At 74.6% G+C, this 26,148-nt stretch carries 25 protein-coding genes, 1 pseudogene and 1 riboswitch; of the genes and pseudogenes, 6 read left to right on the top strand and 20 right to left on the bottom strand.

The window, feature by feature from the left end; all coding sequences use genetic code 11:
• Window positions 1-49: 49 nt before the first annotated feature.
• The 3 genes from AB0K03_RS05375 to AB0K03_RS05365 all read right to left on the bottom strand — a co-directional run bounded on the left by AB0K03_RS05375 (window position 50) and on the right by AB0K03_RS05365 (window position 2,585).
• Window positions 50-1,039, bottom strand: coding sequence for an NlpC/P60 family protein (locus AB0K03_RS05375; RefSeq protein WP_364680834.1), 990 nt, complete (start codon window positions 1,037-1,039; stop codon window positions 50-52).
• A gap of 14 nt (window positions 1,040-1,053) precedes the next feature.
• Window positions 1,054-1,190, bottom strand: a riboswitch (cyclic di-AMP (ydaO/yuaA leader).
• A gap of 109 nt (window positions 1,191-1,299) precedes the next feature.
• Window positions 1,300-2,220 (bottom strand): M56 family metallopeptidase, encoded by a 921-nt coding sequence (locus AB0K03_RS05370; RefSeq protein WP_364680831.1) that lies wholly within the window; start codon window positions 2,218-2,220, stop codon window positions 1,300-1,302.
• Window positions 2,217-2,585, bottom strand: coding sequence for a BlaI/MecI/CopY family transcriptional regulator (locus tag AB0K03_RS05365; RefSeq protein ID WP_364680828.1), 369 nt, complete (start codon window positions 2,583-2,585; stop codon window positions 2,217-2,219). The genes AB0K03_RS05370 and AB0K03_RS05365 overlap by 4 nt, the downstream gene beginning before the upstream one ends.
• 75 nt (window positions 2,586-2,660) lie before the next feature.
• On the opposite strand from AB0K03_RS05365, the gene AB0K03_RS05360 reads away from it, so the two are divergent.
• Genes AB0K03_RS05360 through cydC form a run of 3 tightly spaced genes read left to right on the top strand, consistent with a single transcriptional unit; the run spans window position 2,661 to window position 8,230 of the window.
• Window positions 2,661-4,046, top strand: coding sequence for a cytochrome ubiquinol oxidase subunit I (locus tag AB0K03_RS05360; protein WP_364680826.1), 1,386 nt, complete (start codon window positions 2,661-2,663; stop codon window positions 4,044-4,046).
• A 9-nt stretch (window positions 4,047-4,055) separates the two neighbouring features.
• Window positions 4,056-5,036: a cytochrome d ubiquinol oxidase subunit II gene (cydB, locus tag AB0K03_RS05355; protein WP_364680823.1), complete on the top strand. Its 981-nt coding sequence runs from the start codon at window positions 4,056-4,058 to the stop codon at window positions 5,034-5,036.
• The gene (gene cydC / locus AB0K03_RS05350; RefSeq protein ID WP_364680821.1) at window positions 5,033-8,230 is read left to right on the top strand and encodes a thiol reductant ABC exporter subunit CydC; all 3,198 of its coding nucleotides are present in this window, start codon (window positions 5,033-5,035) and stop codon (window positions 8,228-8,230) included. The genes cydB and cydC overlap by 4 nt, the downstream gene beginning before the upstream one ends.
• Here cydC and AB0K03_RS05345 read toward each other — a convergent pair.
• Window positions 8,221-8,421, bottom strand: a complete 201-nt coding sequence (locus AB0K03_RS05345; RefSeq protein WP_364680818.1) for a hypothetical protein — start codon at window positions 8,419-8,421, stop codon at window positions 8,221-8,223. The two genes, cydC and AB0K03_RS05345, sit on opposite strands and share 10 nt — an antisense overlap.
• Window positions 8,422-8,485: 64 nt before the next feature.
• On the opposite strand from AB0K03_RS05345, the gene AB0K03_RS05340 reads away from it, so the two are divergent.
• Window positions 8,486-8,848, top strand: a complete 363-nt coding sequence (locus AB0K03_RS05340) for a DUF2203 domain-containing protein (protein WP_364680815.1) — start codon at window positions 8,486-8,488, stop codon at window positions 8,846-8,848.
• 8 nt (window positions 8,849-8,856) lie between these two features.
• Here AB0K03_RS05340 and AB0K03_RS05335 read toward each other — a convergent pair whose 3' ends face one another.
• The 13 genes and pseudogenes from AB0K03_RS05335 to AB0K03_RS05275 form a co-directional block, all read right to left on the bottom strand.
• Window positions 8,857-9,480 carry an HAD-IA family hydrolase gene (locus AB0K03_RS05335; RefSeq protein ID WP_364680812.1) on the bottom strand — a complete coding sequence of 208 codons (624 nt, stop codon included), beginning with the start codon at window positions 9,478-9,480 and terminating at the stop codon, window positions 8,857-8,859.
• Between the two features lie 7 nt (window positions 9,481-9,487).
• Window positions 9,488-10,009, bottom strand: coding sequence for a GNAT family N-acetyltransferase (locus AB0K03_RS05330; RefSeq protein WP_364680810.1), 522 nt, complete (start codon window positions 10,007-10,009; stop codon window positions 9,488-9,490).
• Window positions 10,006-10,566 carry an XRE family transcriptional regulator gene (locus AB0K03_RS05325; protein WP_364680807.1) on the bottom strand — a complete coding sequence of 187 codons (561 nt, stop codon included), beginning with the start codon at window positions 10,564-10,566 and terminating at the stop codon, window positions 10,006-10,008. Before AB0K03_RS05325 ends, AB0K03_RS05330 begins: the two co-directional genes overlap by 4 nt.
• 30 nt (window positions 10,567-10,596) lie before the next feature.
• Window positions 10,597-11,565: a DNA topoisomerase IB gene (locus AB0K03_RS05320; protein ID WP_364680805.1), complete on the bottom strand. Its 969-nt coding sequence runs from the start codon at window positions 11,563-11,565 to the stop codon at window positions 10,597-10,599.
• Entirely contained in the window at window positions 11,549-12,478 is a 930-nt protein-coding gene (locus AB0K03_RS05315) for a glycosyltransferase family 9 protein (protein ID WP_364680802.1), read from the bottom strand. Before AB0K03_RS05315 ends, AB0K03_RS05320 begins: the two co-directional genes overlap by 17 nt.
• Window positions 12,475-13,155 carry an SDR family oxidoreductase gene (locus AB0K03_RS05310; RefSeq protein ID WP_364680799.1) on the bottom strand — a complete coding sequence of 227 codons (681 nt, stop codon included), beginning with the start codon at window positions 13,153-13,155 and terminating at the stop codon, window positions 12,475-12,477. Before AB0K03_RS05310 ends, AB0K03_RS05315 begins: the two co-directional genes overlap by 4 nt.
• Window positions 13,092-14,558 (bottom strand): annotated as a pseudogene (locus AB0K03_RS05305) (PfkB family carbohydrate kinase). Before AB0K03_RS05305 ends, AB0K03_RS05310 begins: the two are co-directional and overlap by 64 nt.
• Window positions 14,555-15,169: an SIS domain-containing protein gene (locus tag AB0K03_RS05300; protein ID WP_364680796.1), complete on the bottom strand. Its 615-nt coding sequence runs from the start codon at window positions 15,167-15,169 to the stop codon at window positions 14,555-14,557. The pseudogene AB0K03_RS05305 and the gene AB0K03_RS05300 overlap by 4 nt, the downstream one beginning before the upstream one ends.
• Window positions 15,169-16,395, bottom strand: a complete 1,227-nt coding sequence (locus AB0K03_RS05295) for a glycosyltransferase (RefSeq protein WP_364680794.1) — start codon at window positions 16,393-16,395, stop codon at window positions 15,169-15,171. Before AB0K03_RS05295 ends, AB0K03_RS05300 begins: the two co-directional genes overlap by 1 nt.
• On the bottom strand, window positions 16,386-17,315 hold the full coding sequence (locus AB0K03_RS05290; RefSeq protein WP_364680791.1) for a glycosyltransferase: 930 nt from the start codon (window positions 17,313-17,315) through the stop codon (window positions 16,386-16,388). Before AB0K03_RS05290 ends, AB0K03_RS05295 begins: the two co-directional genes overlap by 10 nt.
• Window positions 17,312-18,889, bottom strand: coding sequence for an HAD-IIIA family hydrolase (locus AB0K03_RS05285; RefSeq protein WP_364680788.1), 1,578 nt, complete (start codon window positions 18,887-18,889; stop codon window positions 17,312-17,314). The genes AB0K03_RS05290 and AB0K03_RS05285 overlap by 4 nt, the downstream gene beginning before the upstream one ends.
• Window positions 18,886-19,884: a glycosyltransferase gene (locus AB0K03_RS05280; RefSeq protein ID WP_364680785.1), complete on the bottom strand. Its 999-nt coding sequence runs from the start codon at window positions 19,882-19,884 to the stop codon at window positions 18,886-18,888. The genes AB0K03_RS05285 and AB0K03_RS05280 overlap by 4 nt, the downstream gene beginning before the upstream one ends.
• Window positions 19,881-21,524 (bottom strand): carbamoyltransferase C-terminal domain-containing protein, encoded by a 1,644-nt coding sequence (locus AB0K03_RS05275; RefSeq protein WP_364680782.1) that lies wholly within the window; start codon window positions 21,522-21,524, stop codon window positions 19,881-19,883. Before AB0K03_RS05275 ends, AB0K03_RS05280 begins: the two co-directional genes overlap by 4 nt.
• A 139-nt stretch (window positions 21,525-21,663) precedes the next feature.
• Between AB0K03_RS05275 and AB0K03_RS05270 the strand changes: the two genes are divergently transcribed.
• On the top strand, window positions 21,664-23,070 hold the full coding sequence (locus AB0K03_RS05270) for an aldehyde dehydrogenase family protein (RefSeq protein WP_364680780.1): 1,407 nt from the start codon (window positions 21,664-21,666) through the stop codon (window positions 23,068-23,070).
• Between the two features lie 6 nt (window positions 23,071-23,076).
• On the opposite strand, the gene AB0K03_RS05265 is transcribed toward AB0K03_RS05270, so the two are convergent.
• On the bottom strand, window positions 23,077-23,943 hold the full coding sequence (locus AB0K03_RS05265) for a glycosyltransferase (RefSeq protein ID WP_364680777.1): 867 nt from the start codon (window positions 23,941-23,943) through the stop codon (window positions 23,077-23,079).
• A gap of 43 nt (window positions 23,944-23,986) precedes the next feature.
• The gene (locus AB0K03_RS05260) at window positions 23,987-24,499 is read right to left on the bottom strand and encodes a YbhB/YbcL family Raf kinase inhibitor-like protein (RefSeq protein WP_364680776.1); all 513 of its coding nucleotides are present in this window, start codon (window positions 24,497-24,499) and stop codon (window positions 23,987-23,989) included.
• Window positions 24,500-24,565: 66 nt separating this feature from the next.
• Between AB0K03_RS05260 and AB0K03_RS05255 the strand changes: the two genes are divergently transcribed.
• Window positions 24,566-24,988 carry a MarR family transcriptional regulator gene (locus tag AB0K03_RS05255; protein WP_364680774.1) on the top strand — a complete coding sequence of 141 codons (423 nt, stop codon included), beginning with the start codon at window positions 24,566-24,568 and terminating at the stop codon, window positions 24,986-24,988.
• On the opposite strand, the gene AB0K03_RS05250 is transcribed toward AB0K03_RS05255, so the two are convergent.
• Window positions 24,985-25,941 (bottom strand): TIGR03557 family F420-dependent LLM class oxidoreductase, encoded by a 957-nt coding sequence (locus AB0K03_RS05250; RefSeq protein WP_364680771.1) that lies wholly within the window; start codon window positions 25,939-25,941, stop codon window positions 24,985-24,987. The two genes, AB0K03_RS05255 and AB0K03_RS05250, sit on opposite strands and share 4 nt — an antisense overlap.
• Window positions 25,942-26,148 lie beyond the last annotated feature (207 nt).

Genomic DNA, 26,148 nt, shown 5'->3' with positions numbered 1-26,148 from the left:
GAAGCCGCCACGACCGTGGCGGCTTTCCGGTGGTGCTGGTGGGTGCCGGTCAGCCTGGACGACGGATCGCGACGATGGCGCCGCTGCGGTCGATGTCGCCCATGCGGACGTGGTCACCGGTGTGGGGCGCGTGCACCATGGTGTTGCCCCCCACGTAGATGCCCACGTGGTGCACCGGGCTGCCGTAGAAGATCAGGTCTCCCGGTTGCAGCTCGCTGCGGCTGACGGCCCGTCCGGTGTGGACCTGGTCGCCGGTGAAGTGCTCGAGGTGCACCCCCACGGCCGCCCACGCCACCTTGGTCAGGCCCGAGCAGTCGTACCCGTTGGGTCCCTCGGCGCCGAAGATGTACTTGATCCCGATGAGGGAGCACGCCTTCTGGGCCGCGCGGCCACCCTTGTCGTTGGTGTAGTCCACCGGGCACGGGCCGGTCCGCAGGGGACCGTCGCTCGCGCCGCTCTGGCCGTAGGCCCTGATCCGCAGCTTCTGCAGATCGTCGACCTTCTTCTGGATCTCCTTCTTCCGCGTGGCGAGGTCCTTGTCGCGCGCCGCCACGGCGTCGGTCAGAGTGGTCAGAGCCTGCTGGTCCTTCGCGTACTTGTCCCGCAGCTTCGCCACGCCCGCGATCTGCTGCTGCTGGTGACGCGCGATCTGATCGAGGAACGTGAGCTTCTCGGTCAGCCCGGTCGGCGAGCCGCTGACGAGCATCGCCTTCATCGCGCCGGGTGAACCCTGCTTGTACGCGTCGGCCGCCATGCCGCCCACCTGCGACAGGGCGAGATCGACTTGCAGCTGCAGGGGCTGCAGCCGCTTGTTGATCTGCTTGAGCTGTGCACGGTTCTTGATCAGCTGGTTGTGCACGTCGTTGTACTGCTCGATGACCGGTTCGAGCTTGTTCCACTGCTCGTCGATCTGCTTCTCGATGCTCGAGGGCGACGGTGTCGCGTGGGCCGCGGTGGGAACCAGCATCACCCCGACCGCGGCGATGACACAGAGCAGGCTGCGCAGAATCGCGGCGCGGCGCGTCCCGATCCGTTTCACGTAGGTGCAGTGTCCTTTCTTCCCTCGGCCGCCGACCGGGTTAGCTGTCGGGTTCGGGCGGGAAGCGCGCCCGGCCGCGATGGTGCCACGGCTTCACCCCAGGGTCGTGGGTCCCCGGCTCGTGCTGCACACGATTAGGCGGTGACCCGCCGGGTCGCCCGGTTGGACGAGGGGGGACCGACGAGCCGGGCACCACCGTACTCCCGATCACACCGGAACTGAACCCGGCCTCCCGGTCACGCAGGGTCATTAAGGAAGACTTAAAGCGGCCATGCCGAGAGTGCCTGGTCGAGCCACGGCACCACCAGGATCACTGTGGGTAACACCAGCAATGCGGCAGCCGCGGCGAGCGCGCCGGCCGCCACCGGCATCGAACGAGGGTCGTCGCCGGCCAGGCGGGACAGGCGCCGGCGGCGGTCCTGGTCGGCGTCCCCGGCCGGCTCGGCGGGACCGCCGGGGGTGACGGCGTCGCCGAGCACGGCCAGGGCACTGCCCAGCGGCCCGGCCCCGCAGCGGCGCCGGGCCGCGTCGTCGGCGACCATCTCGAGCAGCAGGTGGACGGCGTCCAGCGGCGCCCGGCTGCGCAGCGGGCGGGGCACGGCACGGTAGAAGGCGGTGAACGACTCCATCACCAGGTCGTGGCGGTGCCGCAGGTGTGCCTGCTCGTGGGCGATCACCGCGCTCACCTGAGCCCGGCCGAGCACCCGCAGCGCTCCCCCGCTGAGCACGACCCGCGGCTGCCGCCCGGGCAGGCAGTACGCGAACGGCAGCGGCCCGTCCAGCACCCGCAGCCCCGCCGGCACCTCGTCCGGCAGCTCGCCGTGCCGCTCGGCGGTGTCGAGCAGGTCCACCAGCATCCGGTGCCGGGCCCGGCGGGTGCGCGAGCGGTACGTGACCCCGGCGAGCGAGGCGAGTAACCGGAGGATGATGACCGCGGCGACCGCGAGGGCGGCGATCAGGGCCGTGGCGCCGACCGGCCGGCCGGAGCCCAGCTCGCTGACCAGCTCCTGCGGCGCGGCGAGCACGACACCCAGCGCGCACAGGATGCCGGTGAGGGTGATGCTCTGCCACAGCACGACCGCGGCGGCCGGCGCCCGGTCCGGCCACCGGGCGCTCGCGAGGATCCCCGGCACGACGAGCGACAACGTCAGGCCCAGCGCACCGAGCAGAAGCGCCGTCACGACTCCGGGGCCGGTTCCTTCCGGGCCGCCTCGATCGCGGCGGACAGCGCCGAGGGGTCCAGACGCCCGACGAAATGCGCCAGGGCCGCGTCCCGGACGCCGTCGGGGGCGGCGCTGAGCGCGTCGAGCATCAGCGCGGCGGTCATCTCCTCGCGCGACTGCGCGGGCGCGTAACGATAGGCGCGGTCGGCCTTCTGCTGGGTGACCACGCCCTTCTTGGCGAGCCGGTCGAGCACGGTCATGACCGTCGTGTACGCCAGCTCGCGCCGGCGGCTGAGGCGCTCGTGCACCTGCCGCACGGTCAGCGGCTCGCCGGCGTCCCACAACTGCTGCATGACCTCGCGTTCGAGGTCCCCCAGTGCCATGTGAGCCACTCTACTGCACGACGTCGTACTACGCGCCGTAGTATCTACTACGAGTTGTCGTAGAGGGGACCCGGCATGGACGTGCTCGACCTGACCCGGCTGCAGTTCGCGGTCGTGACGATCTACCACTACTTCTTCGTGCCGCTGTCGATCAGCCTCGCCGCCACCGCGGCCGGCCTGCAGCTCACCTGGCTGCGTACCGGCGACGACAAGTACCGGGACCTGACGAAGTTCGTCGGCAAGCTGCTGATCGTCACCTTCGCGGTCGGCGTGGTCACCGGCCTCGTGCAGGAATTCCAGTTCGGCATGGGCTGGAGCGCCTTCGCCCGCTTCTACGGCGACGTCTTCGGGCCCACCCTCGCGATCGAGGGCATGCTCGCGTTCTTCCTCGAGGCCACGTTCCTCGCGCTGTGGTACTTCGGCTGGGACCGCCTGCCCCGCAAGCTGCACGCCGCCACGATCGTCGTCGTCGCTCTCGGCACCGTCCTGAGCGCGTTCATCATCCTCGCCGCCAACTCGTTCATGCAGAACCCGGTCGCGTACAGCCTGGACCCGGTCACCGGCCGCGCCCGGCTCGACGACTTCGGCGCCCTGCTGCTCAACAAGGTCAACCTCGCCGCGTTCCCGCACACCCTCTCCGGCGCGCTCATGGCCGGCGGATCGCTGCTGCTGGCAATCGGGGTGTGGCGGCTGCGCGCCGCCGGGGAGGCCGCCTTCCGGACGCTGGCCCGCCTCGGCGCCTGGCTCACCGTGGCCGGCGGGGCGCTCACCGCGCTGACCGGCGACCACCTCGGCAAGGTCATCACCGAGGTGCAGCCGATGAAGATGGCCGCCGCCGAGGCCCTGTACGCGACCACCACCGGCGCCCCGTTCTCGGTCTTCGCGATCGGCGGCCCGGACGGCGGGGAGCCGTTCCTGAGCATCGAGATCCCCAAGCTGCTGTCGATCCTCGCCGCCGGCAGCCTCGGCGCCACCGTGCAGGGCATCGACGACCTGCAGGCCCAATACGCCGCCCAGTACGGCCCCGGCAGCTACATCCCGATGATCCCCGTGGCGTTCTGGACGTTCCGCCTCATGATCGGCATCGGCATGCTGGCCGCCGCCGTGGCCGCGTACTACCTGTGGAGCACCCGCAAGGGACGCCCGGCCCACCCGCTGATGCTGCGCTTCCTGCCGCTCGTCCCGATCCTGCCGGCGGCCGCCAACACCTTCGGCTGGGTCTTCACCGAGACCGCCCGCCAGCCCTGGCTCGCCTTCGGCATCTCCCGGGTCGCCGACGGCATCTCCCCCGGTCTCACCCGAGGCGAGGTCGTCACGTCCCTGATCGGCTTCGCCGTCGTCTACGGCATCCTCGCGGTCGTCTGGTTCCGCCTCGTCCGGCACCTCTCCCGGCAACCCCTCGCCCCGGCGCCCGCACCCGCCGAACCCGCCGCCGGCAAGATCCCCGCCCCGGTCTACTGAGGAGCCCTGATGGTCACCGTGTGGTTCTCGCTCGTCGTGCTCTGCTGGGTGCTGTTCTTCGTCCTGGAGGGCTTCGACTTCGGCGTCGGCGTGCTCGGCCCCGTCCTCGGCCGCGACGACCACGAACGCGGGGCGATCGTACGGACGGTCGGGCCGTTCTGGGACGGCAACGAGGTCTGGCTGGTCGCCGCGATCGGCGTCACCTTCGCCGCCTTCCCCGACTGGTACGCCGCCCTGTTGTCCGGTCTCTACCTGCCCATGGCCGCCCTGCTGCTGCTCCTGGCGGTCCGTGGCGTCGCCCTCGAGTTCCGCGGCAAGGGCGACGGCGAGCGGTGGCGCCGCCGCTGCGACACGGCCCTGGCCGCCAGCTCCGCCGCCATCGTGCTGCTGTGGGGCGCGGTGCTCGGCGTGCTCACCCACGGCCTCGCGCTCGGCGCCGGCGGCGAGGTCACCGGCGCCGGCCTCGGCCGCAGCCTGGCTCCCCTCGCGTCCTGGCCGGCCCTCGCCGGCGCGGCGCTCGCGCTGTTCGCGGCCCTGCTGATCGGCGCCACGTTCCTCGCGCTGCGCACCACCGGGCCGGTCCACGCGCGAGCGCGGCGGTGGAGCGTACGCCTGGCCGCCGGCGGCACGCTCGTGCTGGGCGCCGCCGGCTTCGCCACCGCGAACCGGCTCCTGCTCGCGGCAGCGGTGCTGTGCATGGGGATCACCCTGGTCGCGCGGCACAGTCGCGAGCTCGTGGCCTTCGCAGCCACGGCGCTCGGCGTCGCCGGGGCCGTCGTCGCCGTCTTCACGGCCCACGGCGACGTGGTCCTGCGCAGCACGCTCGACCCGGCCTGGTCGCTCACCATGACCGGTGCCGCCGCCACGGACTCGGCGCTGCGCCTGCTCAGCGTCGTGGGCGTCGTCGTGCTGCCCGGCGTGCTCGTCTACCAGGCCTTCTCGTACTGGGTGTTCCGCCGCCGCGTCGCCAGCGAGCGGGTGCCCTCGTGAACCGGGGGCCCGTCGATCGCCGGTTGCTGCGGCACGCGCGCTCCGGGCGTACGGGAATCGCGGTTCTGTCGTTGATCGGCGCCGGGCAGGCGGCCGCCACCGTGACCGTCGCCGTCGCCCTCACCCGCATCGTCACCGGCCACGACGCGATCGGGCTGCTCGCGGCCGCGGCGCTGGCCCGCGCGGCACTGACCTGGGCCGAGCAGGTCGTCGCGCAGCGAACCGCCGCCCGCGTCACCGACGACCTGCGGCGCCGCACGCTCGCGGCCGCGCTGCGGCACGGGCCGGGCTGGGTGGCGAGCTACGGCAGCGGCCGGCTGAGCGCCGTGCTGACCGGCGGGCTCGACGCGCTGCGGCCGTGGTTCACCGGATACCTGCCGTCGCTGACCCTCGGGGTGCTGCTGCCGCCGCTGGTCCTGGCCGCGATGGCCGTCGTCGACCCGCTGTCCGCGCTCATCGCGCTGCTGACGCTCCCGCTGGTGCCGCTGCTCGGCGCGCTGATCGGCTGGGCCACGCAGCAGCGCGCCCAGCGGGCGTGGCAGGCCGACGCGCGCCTGGCGGGCCACTTCCTCGACGTCGTGCGCGGGCTACCCACGCTGCGGGTGTACGGGCGCGCGCAGCGCCAGACCACGGTCGTGCGTGACCTCACCGACCAGCACCGCTCCGCGACCGTACGGGTCCTGCGCGTCGCGTTCCTCTCCTCCACCGCGCTGGACCTCGTGGGCACGTTGTCCGTCGGCCTGATCGCGGTGGAGGCCGGGCTGCGCGTGGCGAGCGGCGGCATGGGTCTGGGCGCGGCCCTGCTGGTGATCCTGCTGGCCCCCGAGGCGTACCGGCCGCTGCGCGAGATGGCCGCCCGCTTCCATGCGAGCGCGGACGCCTCCGCGGTGATCGCAGACGTGGACGAGGTGCTGAGCGACGACGCGGCGTACCTGCCCGCCGCAGGCGACGGCGGCCGGCCCGCGGTGTACGCGACCGCGCTGCGCGCCCGCTACCCCGGCGCCGGCCGGGACGCGCTGGTCACGGGCCCGATCGCGGTGCGCGATCACGAGCTGGTGGCGGTTCGCGGCCCGTCCGGCGCGGGCAAGACCACGCTGCTGCGGGTGCTGGCCGGGCTCCAGCCGGCGGACGCGGGCCACGTGGAGCTGACCGGCCCCGGTGTCCTCCACCTGCCGCAACGGCCGACGCTGCCGCACGTGCGCACGGTCGCCGACGTGTTCCCCGGGGCGGCACCCGCCGACGTCCGGGCCGCCCTCGCCACGGTCGGCCTGGCCGACGAGGTCACCCCGGAGACAGTCCTCGGGGAGCTCGGCAGCGGAGTGTCCGCCGGACAGCGCCAACGGCTGGCGCTGGCGGCCCTGCTGCGAGCCGCGTCCCGCCGTCCGGTCGTGCTCCTGCTCGACGAGCCGACCGCCCATCTCGACGCCGGGACGGAACGACTGGTCGTCGGACAGCTGCGCGCCGCGGCGGCCCGCGGATGCGCGGTACTCGTCGTCGCGCACCGGCGGGCGCTGCTGACGGAGGCGGACCGGGTCGTCGAGGTGGCGCCCTCGGCGCCTGCCGCCACCCCCGCGACGCCTGCCGCTGCGGAGCGTCCAGCCACACACCCCGTAGAGCATCCTAGGAAGACAGCCTGGTTGGTCCGGCCCGCCACCGCGGTGGCGCTCGGCGCCGCATCGTCGCTGGCGGGGCTCGTGCTGACCGGCGCGGCCGCCTGGCTGCTCGTCCGCGCCTCGTTCCTGCCGCCGGTTCTCACCCTGTCCACCGCCGTCGTGCTCGTCCGCGGCTCGGCCGTCGCCCGGCCGCTGCTGCGCTACCTCGAGCGGCTCGTCTCGCACGACGTGGCGTTCGCCCGCCTCGGCGCATGGCGGTCCCGGGTGTTCGCCGACCTCATCCCCCGCGTACCCGGCCCGCGGCTGAGACGCCGGGGTGACCTGCTCAGCCGGGTGGCCGGCGATGTGGACCTGCGCGTGGACGGGTTGCTGCGCGGCCGGCTGCCCGCCCTGTCAGGCGTGGTGACGGTGCTGGCGGGGGTCTCGGTGGTGGCCGGGATGTCGCCGTGGACGGCCGTACCGCTGGGCGTCGGGGTGCTGGTCTCGCTGGGCGCCGCCCCGGCTCTGGCCGGATGGCGGGCCGGGCGCGACGACGCGGCGACCGGCACGGCCCGGGCCCGGCTGCGGGACGCCGTCGTGGAGACCGTGGAAGGTGTGGAGGAGCTCGCCGTGCGGGGCGGGGATGCTCTGGGCGTACCCGATCGGCGCAGCCGCGACCTGGCCGTGCTGGAAGCGCGAGCCGCCCGCGCGGCCGGTGCCGCAGCGGCGCTGAGCCTCGCCGGATGGGCGGTCGCCGTCGCCGGGACCGCGCTCGTGCTGCGCGACGCCGGAGGGCTCTCCCCGGAGTGGTCGGCGGTGCTGCTGCTCGGGATGGTCGCGCTCGGCGAACCGGTCGCCACGCTGCCGGCGACCGCCGCGGCACGGAGGCGCGCTGCCGGTGCCCGGGTACGCCTGGCGGAAATCGCGACCCAACCGCCGAGCGCCGCTCGTACGGTGCCCGAGGCCGACCGGCTGATCGTGCGCGACCTGGTCGCGGGCTGGGACCCGGACCGGCCACCCAGCCTGCGCGGGGTGAACCTCGACGTGCCGCGCGGCGCGAAAGTGGCGGTGCTGGGGCCGTCCGGCGGGGGCAAGTCGACGCTGGCCGCGGTCGTCGCGGGCCTGCTCGGCCCGCGCGCCGGATCGGTGCGCCGGCCCGCGCGGACCGTCCTGGTCGGCGACGAGGTGGACCACGTCTTCGCCTCGACCGTACGGGAGAACCTGCGGCTCGCGGACCCGGCGGCCACCGACCCGCAGCTGGTCGCGGCCCTGACCCGGGTGGGCCTCGGCCCGTGGTTCGCCGGGCTGTGTGACGGCCTCGACACCTGGCTCGGTACGGCCGGGAGCACGGTCTCGGGCGGTCAGCGCCGGCGGCTGGCGACCGCACGGGCCCTGCTCGCCGGCCCGGACCTGCTCATCCTGGACGAGCCCACCGAGGGCCTGGACGAGGCGGCCGCCGACGAGCTGATGGCCGACCTGCTCGGCGCCGCCGACGGACGGACGGTCCTGCTGCTCACCCACCGCACCGAGGGCCTCGACCTGGTGGACGCCACCTACGAGCTGCGCGACGGCCGCGCCGAGCTGCCCGTCCTTCAGTCCTGAGCGTTGCCGGGGCGGTTGGCGCCGGTCTGGTTGACGCCGGCGTTGCTGCTGCCGTTCGCGGGCGTGGTCGCCGTCGGCGCCTCGTCGGTGAGGAAGGAACCCTCCTCCTCGTAGCCGGAGATCTGCTGGTCGGTGCTGCTGCCCGAGTCCGTGACGGCGGTGGGCACGTTCTCGTTCTGCTCACTGGTCATGGCGGCTTGGTACCCGCCGGCGGCCGGGTGATTCGGCGCCGCGCGGGGTGAAAGACTGACCACCATGGGACTGTTCACGCCGGATGAGGCGCGGGTGGAGCTGGCCCGGCTCCGGCCGGTGCTGGACGAGCTGGTGACCGTCCGGGCCGACATGGTGGAGCTGTCCGCCGCGCTGACCCCGGGCGGTCGGCCGTCCCCGCTGGGCGGGCTCGCGGAACGCAAGGCGGCGGAGGCCCGGCTCGACGAACTCATGACCGAGGTGCAGCAGACGGGCGCCGAGCTCAAGGGCGTGGCGCCGCTGCTCGTCGACTTCCCGGCGACGCTCGACGGCGTACCGGTGCTGCTGTGCTGGCTGGAGGGCGAGCCGGAGCTCGGCTGGTACCACCGCCTCGACCTCGGGTTCGCCGGCCGGCGCCGGCTGCCCTGAGCCGCGGCTCACGCGGCGAGCTGGGACATCCCGGCGGTGGCCGTGAGGATCTCGGCGCGGCAGGCGGGCGTACCGGTGAAGAGGCGGGCCCGCAGGCCGAGCGCGGCCGCGGCCGCGATGTTGTCCGCGCGGTCGTCGACGAAGACGACGTCGGCCGGTGCGGCGCCGAGCACCCCCAGCGCGGCGGTGAAGATGGCCGGGTCCGGCTTGACCCGCCGCAGGTCGGCGCTGAACACCAGGTGGGCGAAAGATCTCAGAGCGGCGTGCCGCTCCAGCTCCCGGGCCAGCTCCCGCGGGGCGTTCGACAACAGCGATACAGGTACGCCCGCAGCATCCAGCTGTTCCAGCAGGGCGAGGGTCTCCGGCTCCAGGTGCAGCCAGCTCGCGACGTCGCGTTCGACGAGGCGGCTCAGCTGCGCGCGTCCAGGCTCGTGGCCGAGCACGGCGGTCCAGTAGCCGAGCGCACTCCCGCCGCGGTCGTAGCCGGCCCGGTGTGCCCAGTAGCGGGCGGTGAAGTCGCCGATGGGCAGGCCGGCGTCGGTGGCCAGGGCGGCGATGTCGGCGGCCGGCTGGGCGCGGCTGACGACCTCGCCGAAGTCGATCAGCAGCTGCCGGGCTCGGGTGGCGGGCATGGCTGGTTCATCGGCCGGGCCCGAGCGTCTTGTAGTAGAAGCTGCAGGCCTTGAGCTCGCCCTCCGGCCCGGCGGCGTAGCCGGGGACGACGCCGTACCGCTGCCAGCCCGCGGTCCGGTAGAGGCGGTCGGCGGGGCTGTCCGTCTCCGTGTCGAGCAGCAGCAACGTGATGCCCGAGGCGGCGGCCTGCTCCTGCGCGGTGGCGAGGAGCTTGCGGCCCAGGCCGCGGCCCCGCTCGGCGCGGTGCACGGCGAGCTTGACGATCTCGGCGCGGTGCCGGGCGTTGGGCTTCTCCGCGTACGCGAGGCTGATCGTGCCGGTGATGCCGTGCGGGTCCCGGTGCACCCAGACGACGAGGCTGCCGCCGGCGACCGCCGCGGCCCGCTCCCGCCACCACGTCGTGGCCGCCGCGTGGTCGAAGCCGGCGAGGAAGCCGACCGAGGCTCCCCCGGCCACGGCGTCGACCAGGAGTCCGGCGAGGTCCGGGACGGCGTCGGCGAAGGCGCCGGGGGTGAGGCGTTCGATCACGGCAGCACCATCACCACGGCGTAGCGGGCCGGTTCGGCGCCGGTGTTGCGGAACCGGGTCGGCCCCCACAGGCGGAACCGCAGGCAGTCACCGGTCTGCAGCTCGTGGGTGGTGTCGCCGTCGGTGAGGTGCAGCGTGCCGGCGAGGATCCAGACGTGCTGTTCGAGGCCGGGCACCGGCGGGGCGTCGTACGCGATGTCGGCCCCCGGGTCGAGCAGCCCTTCGATCATCTCGCCGCGCAGTCCGGCGTGCGGCGGGGACACCACGCGGCGGGTGAAGCCCGAGGCGTCGTCGCGCCAGACGCTCTGCCCGGCGGCGCGCACCACCGGTGGCGGGGTGGACTCCACGTCGGCGAGCAGGCGGGACATGGTCCAGCCGTACGCGGTGCACAGCTTGCCGAGCAGCGACGCGGTCGGGCTGATCTCGCCCCGTTCGAGGCGGGACAGGGTGGACCGGCTGACACCGGTGCGCGCGGCCAGGTCGTCGAGCGACCACTCGCGCTGCACCCGCAGGGACGCGAGCCGGGTGGCGAGCCGGTCGTCCAGAGCATCTCTCACATGCGGGATGGTATCCCATATCTGGGAGGGTCAGTCGGCCAGCATGTCCAGGACCGCTTCCTCGGTCGGCTCGTCGACGGTCTCACCCTCCTCGTACGCCTCCACCACCCGCGGGTCGACGTACGAGGCCCGCGCGACCGCCGGGGTGTTGCCGAGCAGCTCGGCGACCTCCTTCATCGCATGCGACACGGCCTTCTTGCGGGCGGTCCTGCTCTTCTGCGGCCCGGCCTCGGCCAGTTCCCCGGCGGCCTTGACGGTGCCGTGCCACGTACGGAAATCCTTCGTGGTCATCTGCGTGCCGCTGATCTCGCGCAGGTACTCGTTGACGTCGTCGGCACGGACCTCGCGCCACCTCTTCTGCGCCGGATCCCAGTACGCGAACAGCCGCTCCTCCCCCGAGCGCCGCTTCCGCAGATCCCGCAGGACCTGGCAGACCTCGCCGTCCTCCACCGGCCGGGCGTGCTCCTTGCCGGACTTACCGACGAACTCGAGCACCACGCAGCCACGGTCGGCGCGGACGTGCTCGGGGCGCAGCGTGGACAGGCCGAACGAGGGGTCATCGTCGCGCTGGGCGTACTGGTCGCTGCCGACGCGGAACATGCCCATGTCGAGCAGCCGTGTGACGGCCGCCAGGACCCGCGCCCGGGTCAGGCCGCGGCTGCTCAGGTCGGTGCAGAGGCGCGAGCGGATGTCGGGCAGCTTCTCCGCGATCTCGAGCGCGTGATCGAACTTCGCCTCGTCCCGGGCCGTACGCCACTCCGGGTGGTACACGTACTGCTTGCGGCCGGCCGCGTCGACGCCGGTGGCCTGGATGTGCCCGCGCGGGTCCGGACTGATCCACACGTCGGTCCAGGCGGGCGGGATGACGAGCGCCTTCGCCCGCTCGACCTCCTCGGCGTCCTTGAGCGGCTTGCCGTCGCGGTCCAGGTACGCGAAGCCCTTGCCGCTGCGCCGGCGGCCGTACCCGGGCTTCGTGAGGTTGCTACGCCGCAGCCGCATGACGTTCCACCTCGGCGGCCGCGTCGAGGACCTCGCCGGCCCGTACGGCCAGCAGGGCGGGATGCACCGGCCCGGGCCGGTCACCCGGCTCGGAGCGGGTCCCGTGCCAGATGGCCCGGTGGTACGCGCGCTCCGGCGGTGGCCCCCATCGCTGCGGCGACATCGGGCCGAACAGCACCACCGAGGGCGTCCGGTACGCGGTAGCCAGGTGCGCGATGCCGGTGTCGCCGCTGATCAGCAGCCGGGCGTGGGCGACCAGCCCGGCGAGCTCATCGAGGCTCGTGCGCGCGACGGCGCCGGCGCCCAGGCCGGCCCGCTCGGCGACCTCGGTGGCGATCTCGCGCTCCGCGCCCGAGCCGGTGACGACGACGCGGTGTCCCGCGGCGGTCAGGGCTTCGGCGACGGCCGCGTAGCGCTCGGGCGGCCACCGGCGCGACGGCGACTTCGCCCCCGGATGCACGATCGTCACCCCGCGCGGGACGTCGGCGTCCGGGACCGCCAGGGACAGGTCGGACGGATCGGCGGGTACGCCGTAGTGGCGCAGCAGCCGGCACCAGCGATGCACCTCGTGTTCCTCCTCGGCCCAGATCGGACCGTCGAGATGCCCCGCCTCCGGGCCGGCAAACGCCCACAGCTTCGCGGGCTCCGCCGCCTGCAGCAGCCGGTGCGACTGCGGGCCGCTGCCGTGCAGGTTGACCGCCACCTCGATCCCGCCCAGGTCGGGCAGCGGGTCGTCCAGCCCGTCCGTGGGCACGATCCGGTCCACCCCGCCGACCAGGTCGATCAGCGGGGTGAGCCAGGCCGGCGCGGCCAGCGCGAGGGTCCGGGCCGGGAACGCGGCCCGGACCGCCCGGATCGCCGGCACGCCCGCGGCGAGGTCGCCCACGCCGAGGGCGCGCAGCACGAGGATCACGGGTACGAGCTCTCCTGCTCGGCGGCGATGACGAGCTCGCGGACCGCGCAGCCGGCGGGCTGGCTGAGCGCGAACATGACCGCGTTGGCCACGTTGGCCGGGTCGTTGAGGATCGCGTCCGGGCCGGGCTTGTACTGCGCGTCGCGGTCGTCGAAGAACTTGGTCCTCATCCCGCCCGGGATCACCAGCGTGACGTTGACCTGCCCGGCCAGCTCGGCGGAGAGCGCCCGGGTGAACCCGACGACGCCGAACTTCGCCGCGCAGTACGCGGTGGCGTCGCTGACCGCCTTGACGCCCAGCGTCGAGGCGATGGTGACCACGCCGCCGTGCGACTGCTTGAGCGCGGGGATCGCGGCGCGGATCACCGCGGCCGTGGCGAGCAGGTCGATCGTGACGATGCGGTCCCAGGTCTCGCCGGGGATGTCGGCGAGCGCGCCCGGCACGTCCATGCCGGCGGCGGTGACGACGCCGTCGATGCTGCCGCCGGCCTTCTCGATGAGCTCGCGGGTGGCGGCCTCGGCGGCCCGGGTGTCGGCGAGGTCGCACTCGACCCAGGCGACGCCGTCGGCGGGCGGCTGCCGGTCGATGACGAAGGGCCGGCCGCCGGCCTTGATCACCGCGTCGACGACGGCGGCGCCGAGGCCGCTGGATCCGCCGGTGACGATGACTGCGTCCATGTGTGTTACCTCCTGGTGGCGGCGGCCTGCGCCGCGGCGATGGTGTTGGTGGTGGAACGGCCGTCGAGATAGGGGACGATCACGGTCTGGCCGCCCCAGCGGTGCATGAGCTCGGCCTCCGGCAGGTCCGGCCCGCCGTCGGCGTAGTCGCCGCCCTTGACCCAGACGTCGGGGCGCAGCCAGGTCAGCACCGCCTCGGGCGTCGGCTCGTCGAAGGTCACGACGGCGTCGACGCAGTCCAGGGCGGCGAGCAGCCGGGCCCGGTCGGCCTGCTTGGTCAGCGGGCGGTCCGGTCCCTTGAGGGCCGAGACGCTGCTGTCGGAGTTCAGGCAGACGATCAGGCAGTCGCCGAGTTTGCGGGCCGCCTGCAGCGTGGCGAGGTGGCCGATGTGCAGCAGGTCGAAGCAGCCACCGGTGGCCACCACCGTGCCGCCGCGGGCGCGGACGTCGGCGAGCAGCCGGCCGGCCTCCGCGGCGCCGATGCGCTGCTGGTCGTCGGGCTTCTCCTCCGGGGCCAGCGCGGCGGCGACGCCACCGGCGGCGACGTACGCGGTGGCCGCGGCGACCGCCTCCTGCACGGCCTCGGACACCAGGGCGCCCCGGGCCAGCGACAGCGCGGCGGTGGCGGCGAACCGATCCCCCGCTCCGCAGGTGTCCCCGTCGGCCTCGGTGGGCGGCGGCACCACCAGCGGCGTCGGGCCCGCGTGGCAGAGCACGGCACCCGCGGCGCCGACGGTCACGGCGACCGCCCCGGCCCGCCAGCGCCGGCGCAGCTGGTGCCCGGCGCGCTGGACGGTCGCCAGCATGGAGCCCGCGCCCGCGTCGCCGGTGAGCCGGCGTACCTCGGACTCGTTCGGGGTGACGAGGCGGACGTTGGGCACCGGGGCGGGCCCGTGGGGGTGCGGGTCCCACACGATCGGCGCCTTGGCCGCCTCCAGCGCGCGGCGCAGCTCCGGATGCCGGGCGACCCCCCGGCCGTAGTCGCTGACCAGGATCGCGGTGGCGTCCCGCAGCACCTGCAGCGCCGCCTCCGGCGCAGCGCCCGGGGCGACCGGCTCGCCGCCGCGGTCCAGGCGGACGAGGACCTGGCTGCCGGCGCGCAGCCGGATCTTCTCCGGGGTGGCGCCGGCCAGCGGCAGCGCGTACACCTCGATGCCCGCGGCCGTGAGCAGCTCGCTGAGCCGGGCCGCGGCGGGGTCGTCGGCGAGCGCCGTGACCAGCGCGACGTCGTGACCCTGGCCGGCGGCCAGCAGGGCGGCGAGGCCGGCGCCGCCCGGACGGTCCGAGACGGACCGCTCGTCGAGTACGGGCGCGGGCGCGTCCGGCGCCACGCGGTTGACCGCGCCCTCGACGTCGCGGTCCAGCAGGATGTCGCCGACGACGACCAGCAGGGGACGGCTCATGACACCAGCACCGCCTCGCGCCGGCGCGCCGCGGCTTTTCCCAGCACCACCGGCAGTGCCCGGTCCAGGTACTCGCACATCACGTGCACCGAGATCAGGTGCAGCTCCTGCACGACCTGGGAGTCGTCGGCCGGGCAGCACAGCGCCTCGTCGCACGCGTCGGCGAGCGGGCTGGGGCCCTTGCCGGCCATGGCCCAGGTGCGGACGCCGATCTCGCGGGCCGCGTGCGCCGCGCGGACCAGGTTGGGGCTGCGGCCGCTGGTCGACAGGAGCATGAGCACGTCGCCCGGGCGGCCGTGCGCGCGGACCTGCCGGGCGAAGACCTCGTCGTAGCCGTAGTCGTTGCTGATCGCGGTGACCGCCGACGAGTCGGGCGTCAGCGCGATCGCCGACAGCGGCATCCGCTCGTCGCGCAGCCGGCCGACCAGCTCGGCGGCGAGGTGCTGCGCCTCGGCCGCGCTTCCGCCGTTGCCCGCGACGAGCAGCCGGCCGCCGGTGCCCAGGTGCTCGGCGAGCTCGGCGCCCCAGCGGGAGAGGCGACCGGAGGCCACGGCCCGGTACGGCCCCAGCGCCTCCGCCATGCCGCGCAGGTGGGAGTCCAACAGGTCCATCACACAACCGCCTCTCGGGGGGAGTCCGTGGTGATCGGGGTCCGGCCGGCCACGGTCGCGTAGACCGTCGCCAGCCGGGCGGCGATGCGTCGCCACGAGTACGAATGCAGGGCCCGGTCGGCCGCCGCAGCCGCGTACGACACGCGGCGCACGTCGTCGGCCAGCAGCCGGCGCAGGGCGGCGCCAAGGGCCCGGAAGTCGCGGGCCGGCACCAGGTCGCCGGTCACCCCGTCGACGACCGTGTCGGTCAGGCCGCCCACGGCGGTGCCGACCACGGGTACGCCGCACGCCATGGCCTCCAGCGGCGTCAGGCCGAACGGCTCGTACCAGGGCGCGGCGGCGAGCACGTCCGCGGAGCGGTACCAGCGCGGCATGTCCGCCGACCCGGCCGGACCGGCGAGGTGGAAGCGGCCGGCGACCCGGCAGCTCTCCGCCAGGGCGCGCAGGCGGCGGGCGTACGGGTCGTCGTCGAGCCGGCCGTCGGGCGGGCCACCCACCACGACCAGCTCCGCGCCCGGCACCGAGGGCAGCGCGCGGATGAGGTCCTCGTAGCCCTTGCGCTCGACGAGGCGCCCGACGGTGAGGATCCGCGGCCGGTCGGCGTCACGCCGCACCGCGGGCCCCTCCGGGCGGAACCGGTCGGTGTCCACACCGGACGGCACGAGGGCCATCTGCGAGCGGGGTACGCCCATCCGGATCAGTTCCTGCACCTCGTCCTGGCACTGCACGACGATGCGGTCCACGACCCGGCCCAGCTGCCGCTCGTACGCGACCCGGTGCGGCGGGCTGGTGTCGTTGGCGCCCTGGTGGCGGCGCTTGACCGTGCCGAGCGCGTGGTACGTCTGCACGACCGGCACGTCGCAGGCGCGCCCGGCGGTGACGGCGGCCAGCCCGCTCATCCAGAAGTGCGCGTGCACGACGTCGGGCAGCCAGGCCGAGCGCCAGTCCGCGGCGGTCCACTCGGCGAAGTCGCCCATGTACGGCAGCAGGTCGTCCTTGGGCAGCGTCATCGCCGGGCCGGCCGGGACGTCCACCACCTCGAAGCCGTTCATCTCCACGACGGCCGGCAGGCCGGGGTCGTCGCGGCGGGTGTAGACGCGGACCTCGTGACCCTGCTCCGCCAGCGCCGCCGACAGCTCGGCGACGTGCCGGTTCTGCCCGCCCGCGTCCACGCCGCCGAGGGCGGAGAGCGGGCTGGCGTGCTCCGAGATCATCGCTATGCGCATGTCTCCTCCTCCAGGAGGCGGTCCCAGTCCGCCAGGAAGCGGTCGAGGCCGTAGCGGGCCAGGGCGACCTGACGCGCCCGCTCGCCGAGCTTGCGGGCCGCGGCGGGCTCGTCGATCAGCCACTGCGCCGCCTCCACGAGGGTGTCGGCGCGGGTGGAGAGCACGCCCGCGTCGGACGGCACGGCGGCGACGGCCTCGGTGGTGGCCAGGGCGAGGACCGGCATGCCGATCTGCATCGCCTCGATCAGGCTCAGCCCCAGCGAGGTCCAGCGGCACAGGTGCAGGTACGCGCGCCGCTTCGCGATCTCCTCGTGCATCCGCGCCTGCGGCGGATCGTCGTACGCGGTGACCCGGTCCAGGTCCAGGCCGGCGACGCCCATGCCGTACACGTCGAGGGGCGCGACCGGGGTGAAGCGGGGCATGAGGTCGGTGCCGGTGACACGGTTGCGGCGGACGGGCTCGTTGGTGACCACCGCGAGGCGCTCGAGCTCGCCGGTGTAGCGCGCCTTCGGCTCCACGACGCCGTGCTCGATGACGGTGGTGCGGGTGGCCCCGGTGTCGCAGAACAGCTCGTTGAAGTGGGTGACGTGGGCGATGACCAGGTCGTCGCGGTCGGCCATGGGGTGCCGGGAGTCGGGTACGTCGCCCTTCGGCGTGTTGTGCTCGACGTAGATCTTCGGCGCGGGCAGGTGCGCCACCCGCTCGAGCTCGGCGGGGCGCTGCAGGATGATCACATCGACGTCGTCCGGGGTGAGCGCGCCGATGTCGACCTCCTCGACCGTCTCGGGCCAGTCGAAGGTCCGGGCGCGGCCCAGGCCCCACGGGTCGCGGGCCGCGTTGACGGGCACGAGGTAACGGTGCTTCCCGTGGACGAACGACGTCGTCCAGGAGCCGTGGACGTGCCAGAGCAGGATGTTCACGCGGCGACCTCTTCCGTTCGGGGGTGCTGCGCCCGTACGCCCAGCAGCCGCAGGGCGGCGAGCACGTCGGCGGGCGCGATGGTGGACAGGCACGGGTGGCCGGCCACGGGGCAGCGGGTGGCGCGGGTGTCGCGGCACGGCGCGGCGGCGTCGCCGAGGCGCACGAACGGCACCCGGTACGGCCCCCACTGGCCGAAGGGCACGGTCGGGGCGTAGAGGCTCACGACCGGGGTGCCCACGGCTGCGGCCAGGTGCGCGGGCCCGGTGTTGGCCACGACGACGGCGGACGCCCCGGCCAGCAGGCCCGCCAGGTCGCGCAGGCTCATCGGGCCGGCGTCGGCGCCCGCGTCGCCGGTCACGTACGCGGCCAGCTCCCGCTCGCCGGGGCCGCCGGTGACCAGCACCTCGTGGCCGTCCGCGGCGAGCGCGGCCACGATCGCGCGCATCGTCTCCGGTGGGCAGGAGCGGGCCTCGACGGACGCTCCGGGGTGGACGACGACGTAGTCGTGCCCGGCGCGTACGGGTCCCGCCTCCACGCGCAGCCCGCCGTCGTCGGTGGCGGGCAGGGCGAACCCCGCGGCCGCGGCGACCGAGCGGGCACGTTCCGCCTCCGGCAGCCCCACCGGGACGCGGTGCCGTACGTCGAGCAGCGAGCCCGGGTAGTCCTCGCTGATCGCCGTGATCCGGGCGACCCCGGCCGCGCGCAGCAGCAACGCCAGCGGCAGGGCGGACTGGTGGAAGGACGTGAGGATCACGGCCTCCTCGGCGTCCGTCGCGGCCAGCCGAGCCGTCAGGTCGCGGACGAACGCGGCGTCCACAGGCGACGGTTGCGGGTCGATCCAGGGCAGCCGCGCCTCGATGATCTCGTCGACGCCGGGCAGCAGCTCCGCGGCCGCCCGGCCCCGCGGCCCGCAGAGCAGCACGACCCGCTCGGCGCCGGCCGCGACCGCCCGGACAGCCGGCCCGGAGATGAGCATGTCGCCCGCCGAGTCGGACCGCACGACCAGGACGGTGCCGGCCCGCTCCCGGGTCGCGGCGGGGGTGACGAGGGCCTGCCGGTCGAGGATGAGGCCGGCCGCCGCGGCGAGGTCGGCGGCGCCGGCGGGTGCCGCCGCGACCTCGGGCGTCAGCGTCACGCCGGTGGGAACGATGATGCCGGTGGCGCCCGCGGCGCCCGCGGCGACCATGTCGCGGCCGATGTCGCCGACGACGACGCACCGCTGCGGGCTGGTCCCCAGCGCGGCCGCGGCGTCCTCGATCAGGCCCGGCGCGGGCTTGCGGCAGCGGCAGCCCGCGGTGTCGTCGTGCGGGCACATCTGCCAGGTGTCGAACGGCCCGAGCAGCTCCTCGACGCGGGCGTTGACCGCGCCGAGCTGTTCCGCGGTGAAGTATCCGCGGGCCAGGCCGGACTGGTTGGTGACCACGCCGAGCCGCAGCCCGGCGGCGCGCAGGCGGTCGAGGGCCTCGCGGGCGCCGGGCATCGGCTGCACCAGTGCGGGGTCGCCGTTGTACGGGACGTCGACGATCAACGTGCCGTCGCGGTCGAACAGGACGGCCTCGTACAGCCGGCTCACCGCTGCGGCTCCACCGGGCGGGACCCGCGCCACCGCGCCCAGCCGCGCAGCCAGTGGACGGTGGCCACGGGCGGGATGACGGCGCTGGTCAGCAGCATCGTGGTGACCTCGCGGGCGTCGCGGGGGCCGGGCTTGATCCGGGCGGCGGCGAACTCGGCCGTCCCGGCGGCCCAGAGCGCCGTCGCGGCGACCGCGGCCGTGCCCCAGCCCCGGCGGCGGGTGAGGGCGGCCGTGGCGGCGAACACCCCGGCAAGAGCCGCCGCGGTGGTCACCGCCACGTGCTGGGAGCGTCGGCCGGGCGGGATCTGCAGGGCGGTACGCCAGCGGGGGCCGTACAGGTGCCGCAGCAGCGCGTCGTCGGCGTTGCCGCGCTGGGTCCGTACGCTGACCCAGCGGCCCTCCGGGCGCACCGGGTGGGTGACCGTCCGCGCCCCCTTGACCAGCTCGAAGCCCGCGTTGCGCACGCGGTGCGCGAGTTCCGCGTCCTCCCGGAAGGCCCGGGGCAGCCGCTCGTCGAAGCCGCCGGCCGCCTCCAGCGCCGACCGCCGGTACGCCATGTCCGCGGTGATCCACGCGCCGTCGGCCAGCCCGGCGGTGACCCGCTCCCAGTCGGTCGGGCGCCGGTCGGCCGGCAGGGGCACGCGCAGGATGCCCTGCACTCCCCCGACGTGTGCCGAGGCCGTGGTGAGGTCGGCGTGCAGCCGGGCCGCCCAGTCGGGGTCCGGCAGCACGTCGTCGTCGAGGAACGCCACCCACTCGTGGTTGGCCGCCTGCCAGCCCACGTTGCGCGCGGCGGCCGGCCCGGCGGCACGTCCGGTGAGGACCTTCACGTCGATGCCGGGCGGGACGGGCAGTTCCCCGGCGGCGCGCGCCCGGTCGTCGACGAGCAGGTACTCCACCGGCATCGGGGCGGGCGCGCCGGCGGCCAGCGCCGTCAGCAGCGCGGTCAGGCTCGGCCGGCCGAGGGTGGGGATGACGACGGAGACGCCGGTCATCGACCGTCCCCGAAGGCCGAGGCGCGGTGCACGGCGAAGGGCCCGAGGGCCAGCAGGTCCACCGGGGCGGAGCCGAACAGCTCCATCGCCTCGCGCGGGGTGTCCACCATGGGCCGTCCCGCCGTGTTGAGCGAGGTGTTCACCACGACCGGCAGCCCGGTGAGGCGCTCGAACTCGGCGAGCATCTCGGCCACGACCGGCTCGGTCTCGGTGTGCACGGTCTGCACGCGGGCGGTGCCGTCGACGTGGGTGACCGCCGGGATGCGGTCCTTCCACTCCGGCTTCACCTTGTGCACGAAGAGCATGTACGGGCTCGGGTAGACGCCCTCGAAGATGTCGCCGAAGCGTTCGGCGCGGACCATCGGCGCGATCGGCCGGAACTGCTCGCGGCCCTTCACGTTGTTCATGCGGGTCTGGGTGTCCCGGTCGCCGGGGTGTGCGAGCAGCGAACGGTGGCCCAGCGCGCGGGGGCCGTACTCGCTGCGGCCCTGGTACCAGGCGACGATGCCGTTGTCCGCGAGCACCTTCGCGGCCTCGGCGGCGATGGACTCGGGCCGGGTGTACGGCAGGGCCGCACGCTTCAGCTCGGCCTCCAGCTCCTCGTCACTCCAGCCGCGGCCCAGGTCGGCGCCGGCGAACGGCACGACCGGCCCGCCGGTACGCGCGACGGAGAGGGCGGCGCCGAGCGCGGTGCCGGAGTCGCCGGCGGCGGGCTGCACCCAGACGCGGTCGAACGGGCCCTCGGCGGCGATGCGGGCGTTGGCGACGCAGTTCAGCGCGGTGCCGCCGGCCATGGTGAGCGTCTTGACCCCGCCCGAGGCCTCGTACGTCCATCGGGCCAGGTCGAGCAGCACCTCCTCGAGCCGCACCTGCACGCTGGACGCGAGGTCGGCGTGCGCCTCGGTCATCTCGCCGTCGGCGGAGCGGGCCTTGGTCAGCGCGGACCAGTCGATGCGCTCCACGGTGAAGCCGCCGTCCTCGTCGGCGTGCACCCACTCGCGGAACAGGTCGAGGTACTTCGGCCTGCCGTACGAGGCCAGCGCCATGACCTTGTACTCGTCCGACGAGTGCATGAAGCCCAGGTGGCGGGTCAGGTCCTCGTAGAGCAGCCCGAGCGAGTGCGGCAGCTCCTGGCCGGCGAGCGTGGTCAGCTGCCCGTCGCGGTAGACACCCGCGAGGTGGCTGGCGACCTCGCCGCGGCCGTCGAGCACCAGCACCGCGCTGTCCTCGGGTACGGAGAGGCCGGCCGAGGCGGCGTGCGCGACGTGGTGCGGCACGAAGCGGACCTGCTCGGGGTCGAGGCCGGGCAGCGCCCCGGCGAGGAACTGCGGGGCACGGCGGGCGTAGTCCACCCGCAGGTGATCCCACGGGTCGTCGAGCCCGAGGCCGGCGGCGTCGCGCGTCATCCCCGGGTCGAAGGAGTAGGCCACGGCGTCGAGGTCGCCGGGCTCGAGGCCGGCCTCCTCGAGGCACCAGGCCGCGGAGAGCTCGGGCAGTTCCCAGGCCGAGAAGGGTACGGGGCGCTTGCCGTGCTTGCGGCGGCTGAAGCGCTCCTCCTCCGCAGCCGCGACCACCTGACCGTCGACGATCAGGGCGGCCGCCGGATCGTGGAAGATCGCGTTGATTCCCAGGACTCGCATGGGCCGCGGGTTACCCTTGGATCACCCACCTAACCGAATGATCATCGACTTGTTCTCCACTTCTTGAGATCGGGTCCTAGCTGCACTGATAGCCGATCTCAGGAAGTTTGCATCGGGCGCGGCGGGGAAAGCGGCGGCCATGAATGACGTGGAACAGCTGATCGGCGGCACCTGGGGACCCGGCGGCTCGGATCGCACGCTGACCGTTTCGAACCCTATGACCGGTGACCCGGTGACCACCGTGCCGGTCTCCTCCGAGGCCGACGTGGCGGCGGCGGTGAAGGCGGCCCGGGACGCGGCGGCCGGCTGGGCCCGGACGGCGCCGGCGGCCCGGGCGGCCGCCCTGCACGCCGCGGCGAACGCGGTCGAGGCGGCCGCGGACGAGCTCGCGGAGCTGATGAACCAGGAGATGGGCAAGCCGGTCGGCGGCGCCCGGGACTCCATCGGCGCGGGGGTCGGCACGCTGCGCCAGTACGCCGAACTGGGCCCTGCCCACCGCGGCCGCAGCCTGGCCGGCAACGACGAGGCGATCGACCTGATGGCGTACGGCCCCCGCGGCGTCGTCGCCGTCATCACCCCCTGGAACGACCCGGTCGCGGTCTCCTGCGGCCTGCTCGGCGCGGCCCTGGTCACCGGCAACACGGTGGTCCACAAGCCCAGCGAGCGCACCCCGGCGACCGGCTGGCGGCTCGCTCAGCTACTCGCGCCGCACTTCCCCGACGGTGTGCTCTCGCTGGTGAACGGCGACGGACCGGTCGGCGCGGCGCTGGCGGCGTCCGACGTGGACGTCGTCGCGCACGTCGGCTCCACCGCCACGGGGCGCGCCATCGCGGCCGCGTGCGCCCGGACGGGCGCCAAGGCGCTGCTGGAGAACGGCGGCAGCGACCCGCTGATCGTCGACGCGGACGTGGATCCGGTGTGGGCGGCGCAGCAGGCCGCCCTGGGCGCCTTCGCCAACTCGGGGCAGATCTGCGTCGCCGTGGAACGCGTCTACGTGCCCCGCGACGTGGCCGGGCCGTTCCTGGAGGCGCTGGCCGAGCAGGCCCGTACGTGGGCCGGCGACATCGGCCCGCTCGTCGACACCCGGCTGCGCGACGGCGTGCACGCACAGGTCACGGCGGCGGTCGAGGCCGGCGCGCGGGTCCTCACCGGTGGCGAGGTGCCCGCCGGTCCCGGGGCGTACTACCCGCCGACCGTGCTCGCGGACTGCACCGACGACATGGCGGTGCTGCGCGAGGAGACGTTCGGGCCGGTGGCGCCGGTGGCGACCGTCGACTCCTTCGGCGAGGCGCTGGCGCGGGCCGCGGACTCCCCGTACGGGCTGGCCGCCACCGTGCTCACCGGTTCGATGAGCCACGCCCAGCAGGCGTGGCGCGAGCTCCCGGCCGGCACCGTGAAGATCAACGCGGTGTTCGGCGGCGCCCCGGGCGGCGCGGCGCACCCGCGCCGGGGCAGCGGTCAGGGCTTCGGGTACGGCCCCGAACTGCTCGACGAGATGACCGTGACCAAGGCGGTGCACATCGAGGCCCCGCCGGCCGGCTGGTGACGGGCGTCAGCACCCGAGGCTGACGAGATCCCGTTCGACGTCCTGGGGCAGCGCGCGGCGCTGTCCCAGGGCACGCGGCAGGAGCCGCACGGCATCGGCCACGCCGCCCCGGTCCACCCGCCACGCCTGCGCCGTCGTCCGGCGCACGACCGCGGGCGGACGCCGCAGCAGGGCCGTCAGGACGCGGTTGCGCACCTCGATGCGGCGCCGCGCACCCGGGTCACGGCCGCTGGGCAGCGGCAGGTGCCGCACGGTGAGCTGGGGCGTGTACGCCAGCCGGTGCCCCGCCGCGGCCAGGTCCATCGCCAGCAGCGCCTCTTCGCCGTACACGTGCAGCATGGGGTGGAAACCGCCCGCCGCGAGGTAGGCGTCGCGCCGGACCACGACGGCGCAGGCGAGAAAACCCAGGATGGCCGGGCCGGGCGCGTCGCCGGGAACGCCGAGCGGCGCGGCGGCCATGGCCGCCGAGATCGGGTCCTCCCGGCCGTCCGCGCCGACCAGCACGCGGGCCGAGACCAGCGCGGTCCCCGGGTACGCGTCGAGCAGCTTCGCCGCCGTCGCGAGCGAGCCCGGCTCCCAGTACGAGTCGTCGTCCGCGAAGGCCACGTACGGTGTCCGTGCCCGCTCGACCCCGACGTTGCGTCCCGCCGCGCCGAGGTTCTCCCCGAGCCGGACGATGTCGACGCCCGGCGCCTCGTCGGGACCGCCGTCGTCGGAGCCGTTGTCGACGAGGATCACGGGCGCGGCGTGCCGGGGCAGGGTTTCCCGCAGGCGGTCGCGCCGGTTACGCGTCGCGACCACCACGGTGATGTCCTCGGTCTCCGGCGGCATCACGGCCCCGGCGGCTCCCGCTGGGTCCAGCTGGATCGTCATGGACCCGCGGGTACCCCGATCCGCCGTGTCGATACATTCACCCTCAGTGATCAGCGGCGCTGGTGCCGATCAGCACGGCACGGCCGGCGGTGTGCGGGATCAGCAGGATGTTGAGCATGGCGAGGCTCGCGCCCGGCGGCACGTCGAGCCGGTCGACGGTCAGCGCGGTGACGCAGACGAACATCCGGTGCGTCCCCGTGCCCGGCGGCGGCTTCGCCCCCGAGTAGCCGGCCACGCCGAGGTCGTTCGGCAGGTGGGCGGCGCCCGGGGGCAGCTGCGTCGCGGCGCCGCGGGCCAGTCCGGGGACCGTGGCGGGGACGTCCTTGACAGCCCAGTGCCAGAGCCCACCCGGGATCGGCGCGTCCGCGTCGAACGCGGTCACCACCAGGCTGCGCGCACCCTCCGGCAGCGGGCCCCAGGAGAGCTGCGGCGACTGCCCCGCCGACTCGCCGGTGGCGTACGCCTCCGCCGGCAACGGCCCGTTCATGGCGAAGTCATCGCTGCGCAGCGGGAACGAAGCCGCGGGAAAGGCCAGGGCGTACGGGTCGTAGTTCATGCACGTCTCCAGATCTACAGGCTTGCTGTGTATCCGGACTGTACAGCAAGCCTGTATTGTTCTGCCATGAGCGCCAATGAGGAGTCCGTGCGGGAGGCCGAGGACCTGCGGTCCGCGATGGGCGATTTCGTCCGGCACGTCCGCGAGCACGACACGATGCCGCGCAGCCAGACGGCGGTGCTGGGGCATCTGGACCGGGCCGGGAGTCTGTCCATCGCGGAGCTCGCCCGCCGCGAACGGGTGCGGCACCAGTCGATGACCCGGACCGTCGGCCTGCTCACCCAGCAGGGCCTCGTCACGCTGGGCGCCGCCGAGGCGGACCGCCGGCAGGTCGTCGTCGCGATCACCCCCGCGGGGGTACGCCGCCTCGACGCCGAGCGGCGGCACCGGGCGGCGTTCATCGCGGCGGCCCTGGACAGCCTGAACGGCGAGGAGCGGGCCGTGGTGGCGCGCATCCCCGCCGTTCTGCGGAAGCTGATGGGTGACTAGAGGGCGCGCAGCTTGTCGCCCAGGTCCTTGTGGAAGAAGTCGATGAAGCCCTCGGGGTCCGGCCCGGCGTTCTGCAGCACGATGTGGTCGAAGCCCGCCTCGGTGTACCTCTTGACCGCCTGCACGTACGGCTCGGCGTCCGGCCCGAGCGCGAACTGCTCACGGACGTCGTCGGCGCGGACGGTCCGCGACGCGGCGTCGAAGTTGACCGGGTTCGGCAGCTCGCTCATGACCTTCCAGCCGGTCAGCGCCCACCGGGTGGTCTTGAGCACCTCCTCGATGCCGGCCTCCTCCGTGCGCGCCCAGGCCATCGGCACCTCGGCGTAGCGCGGTCCGGTGCCGCCGGCGCCCCGGTAGGTCTCCACGAGGTCGCTGCGCGGTTCGGTGGCGAACAGGCCGTCGCCCAGTTCCGCGGCCATGGTCGCGGCGCTCTTCCCGCCGGCGGCCACGGCGATGACGGGAAGCCGGTCGGGCAGGTCGAAGACGCGAGCGTCCTCCAGCTGGAGGTGCTTGCCCTCGTACGACTGGTAGCCGCCCTGCCACAGCAGCTTGATGATCTCCAGCGCCTCGCGCAGCCGCTCGTGCCGGCCGCGGACGCTCGGGAAGCCCTGGCCCACGACGTGCTCGTTGAGCCGCTCCCCCGCGCCGATGCCCAGCGTGAAGCGGTTGTCCGAGGTGATCTGCAGGGTGGCCGCGGCCTGCGCGATGATCGCGGGGTGGTACCGCACGGTCGGGCAGGTGACGCCGGTGGCGAGCCCGATCCGCTCGGTCCTCGCGGCGATGGCGCCGAGCACGGTCCACGCGAACGGCGAGTGGCCCTGGACGTCCAGCCACGGGTGGTAGTGGTCGCTGATCTCCACGAAGTCGAATCCGGCCTGCTCGGCGCGGACCGCCTGCTCGATGAGCTCCTTGGGGCCGAAGCCCTCGGCGGACAGTTTGTACCCGACCCTCATGCTCGCTCCCTCGTTGTCTGCTCCCTGCCAGGTGCCCCCGGCAGGGAGCGACAAACGTGGGGCGTACGCCCTAGGAGCGGGCGTCGGCGACGGCCTGCTTGCCCTGGTCCTTGGCGTCCTGCGCGGACGACTGGGCCTGCTGCCTGGTCGTCTGCGCGGCGTCCTGCGCCGTCTCCTTCAGCTGGCCGGCGGCCTGCTGGAACGTGC

The sequence above is a fragment of the Actinoplanes sp. NPDC049316 genome, from assembly GCF_040677315.1.
Taxonomy (GTDB): Bacteria; Actinomycetota; Actinomycetes; order Mycobacteriales; family Micromonosporaceae; genus Actinoplanes.
Note: the sequence above shows the minus strand (reverse complement) of the source record. Positions and strands in the feature narration are given on the sequence as shown.